Raw genomic sequence first — 2,723 nt, forward strand, 5'->3', positions numbered from 1 at the left:
GCCCGGCCGGGGACGGCAAGGTCACCACCCCGACCGGCGTCACGGCCAGCAAGGTCACCTCCGGCGCCGTGGTGCTCAACTGGCAGCCCTCCACCCTGACCACCGGCGACGGCCCGATCGCCTACAAGGTGTGGTCCAACGGCCAGCTGGTCGCCACCTCGATGGGCACCTCGGTCGCCGTCAGCTCGCTGCTGCCCGGCCAGAACTACACCTTCAGCGTCCAGGGTTACTCCGGCACCCACGCCTCCGCCCAGTCCGCCCCGGTGAGCACCACGACCGCCGCCGCCCCCGCGCAGAAGCCGGTCCGCTCGGCCTACTTCGACCAGTGGGGCATCTACGAGAACGCGTACTACCCGAAGAACGTCGACACCAGCGGCGCGGCGGGCAAGCTGGACGTCATCCACTACGCGTTCGCCAACATCGACCCCACCAAGCTCACCTGCTTCGAGGCGGTGAAGGCCTCCGACTCGGCCAACGAGTCCAACCCGAACGCCGGTGACGGCGCCGGCGACGCCTACGCCGACTACCAGTCCGACTACAACTCCGGCACCAGCGTGGACGGCAGCGCCGACACCTGGGAGCAGCCGCTCAAGGGCAACTTCAACCAGCTGCGCCAGCTCAAGGCCAAGTACCCGAACCTGCGCTTCACCATCTCGATCGGCGGCTGGACGTACTCCAAGTACTTCTCCGACGCCGCCGCGACCGACGCCTCCCGGAAGACCTTCGTGTCCTCCTGCATCGACATGTTCCTCAAGGGGAACCTGCCGACCGGCGTCGCCGGTGACGCCTCGGGCGGGGCCGCCTCGGCGGCCGGCATCTTCGACGGCGTCGACATCGACTGGGAGTACCCGGGCTCGGCCGGCGGCCACACCGGCAACCACTACTCCCCCGCCGACAAGCAGAACTACACCCTGCTGCTGAAGGAGTTCCGCACCCAGCTGGACGCCCTCGGCGCCGCCCAGGGCAAGCGCTACATCCTGAGCGCCGCGCTGCCCAGCGGCCAGGACAAGATCGCCCAGCTGGAGACCGACAAGATCGGCGCGTACCTCGACTACGCCGACGTGATGTCCTACGACATGCACGGCTCCTGGGACGCCAAGGGCCCGACCAACCACCAGGACCCGCTGCACGACAGCCCGGCCGACCCGACCACGCCGATCGCCCCCGGCACCCGCAAGTACAACGTGGACACCACGCTCGCCGCGTACACCACCGGCCTGCCCGAGTACGGCATCCCCGGTGGCTTCCCGGCGAACAAGATCGTGCTGGGCATCCCGTTCTACTGGCGCGGCTGGACCGGTGTCCCGGCCGGCTCCAACTACGGTCTGTACCAGAGCGCGACCGGCCCGACGGCCGCCAAGCCGCTGAGCCAGGAGGCCGGTCTGGCCGCCTGGAAGGAGCTCAACCCGCCTGCCGCGCAGACCCACTGGGACCCGGTGACCGAGAGCAGCTGGTTCTACGACGGCACCAACTTCTGGACCGGTGACACCCCGCAGGCCGTCCAGGCGCGCGGGGCCTACGCCAAGAGCAAGGGCCTGGGCGGGCTGTTCGCCTTCTCCCTGGAGAACGACGACGCCTCCGGCACCATGCTCAACTCGATGGACGGCAGCCTGCGCTGACGCTCAATCATCGACCGGTGGCCCGTGCGGAATCCGCGCGGGCCACCGCCCTTTCCCCGCGCTCAGCCCTTGAGGTTCAGCGAGGGGAAGAGGTCCTGGAACGGCTGCGTGGTCACCGAGACGCTCCGGGCGAAGGGATCGTCGAAGTCCCAGATCATGAACAGCAGGAAGGCGATCAGCACGCTGAAGCACAGCGCCAGGACCAACTCCCTCGTCGTGCGCCGGATCTGGAGCGCGAACAGCATGCCGATGGTCACCACGGCCCCGCCGATCAGACCGATCCAGACCACCCCCGGCATGGTCGGGCCGGCGCTCTGGCCGCGCTGGTTGCGGGCGTCGGAGGCCTGGCTGATCCGGTCCATGATCGGCTGGTAGGCCTGGGACTCCAGGTCGGAGGCCGGCGCCCGGGTGGCCACCTCCTCCTGGAGCTTGCCCAGCAGTTCGGTGCCCTTGTCGGTGATCTCTCCGTGCTCGGCCATGTAGTCCCACTCGACGTTCACCACGTACGTGACGTAGCCGTCCACGTCGGCGCGGACCTTGTCGCGGAACTCGACCGGGTACACCACCGCCCGGTCGCTCACCTCCCGCAGCGACTGCGCCTCGCGGAACAGGTCGTCCTGGGCGGCGCCGCGCGCCTCCCAGACACCCGCGATGGCGAGACCGAGGACGATCGCGTAGACCACGCCGATCATCATCGTGATGTAGTCGATGACGTCCGGCGTCTCGTCGACGTTCTCCCCGACACCCGCCTGGCGGTGCCTCAGCGCCACCACCGCCACCACGACGGCACAGGCCGCCGCCATGGCGATGACGAACGCCACCCACTCGGACATGGGAACTCCCTTCTCTGGCTTGGCTTGTGACGTGAACGGGCAGGTCCGGCGCGGCCCCGGGCCGGCGACGGGGGCGTCCGGCCGGAGGCCGTCAGGACGCCGAGCGGCCTCGGCCCCGGCCACGGCCCGGTCGCAGGGCGGTCGCCGCCAGGACACCGGGGACCGTGATCAGCAGCAGTGTGGTCGTCGTCGAGGCGCCGTGGTGGTGCCGGGCGACGGGCAGCGGCTGGGCGGGCCGCGCGCGGAACACCGGCTGCGCCGCCGGGGTCGG

Annotated in this window: 2 protein-coding genes and 1 pseudogene; 1 reads left to right on the forward strand and 2 read right to left on the reverse strand. The window is 70.1% G+C overall.

All coding sequences use genetic code 11. The features are described from left to right. Nucleotides 1-1,619: glycosyl hydrolase family 18 protein (locus tag J0670_RS35185; RefSeq protein WP_207816595.1), on the forward strand; the 1,619-nt coding region annotated here is incomplete at its 5' end. Nucleotides 1,620-1,681: 62 nt separating this feature from the next. Here J0670_RS35185 and J0670_RS35190 read toward each other — a convergent pair. Continuing rightward, nucleotides 1,682-2,452 carry a DUF4239 domain-containing protein gene (locus J0670_RS35190; RefSeq protein ID WP_207816596.1) on the reverse strand — a complete coding sequence of 257 codons (771 nt, stop codon included), beginning with the start codon at nt 2,450-2,452 and terminating at the stop codon, nt 1,682-1,684. A gap of 91 nt (nt 2,453-2,543) precedes the next feature. Then, nucleotides 2,544-2,723, reverse strand: a pseudogene (locus tag J0670_RS35195) (hypothetical protein); the annotation flags it as partial.

The sequence above is a fragment of the Streptomyces sp. FH025 genome (assembly GCF_017427025.1).
Classification (GTDB): Bacteria; Actinomycetota; Actinomycetes; order Streptomycetales; family Streptomycetaceae; genus Kitasatospora.

Coding starts and splice junctions, on each gene's coding strand:
- J0670_RS35190 (WP_207816596.1), bottom strand. CDS start 2,452: ATGTCCGAGTGGGTGGCGTTCGTCATCGCCATGGCGGCGGCCTGTGCC.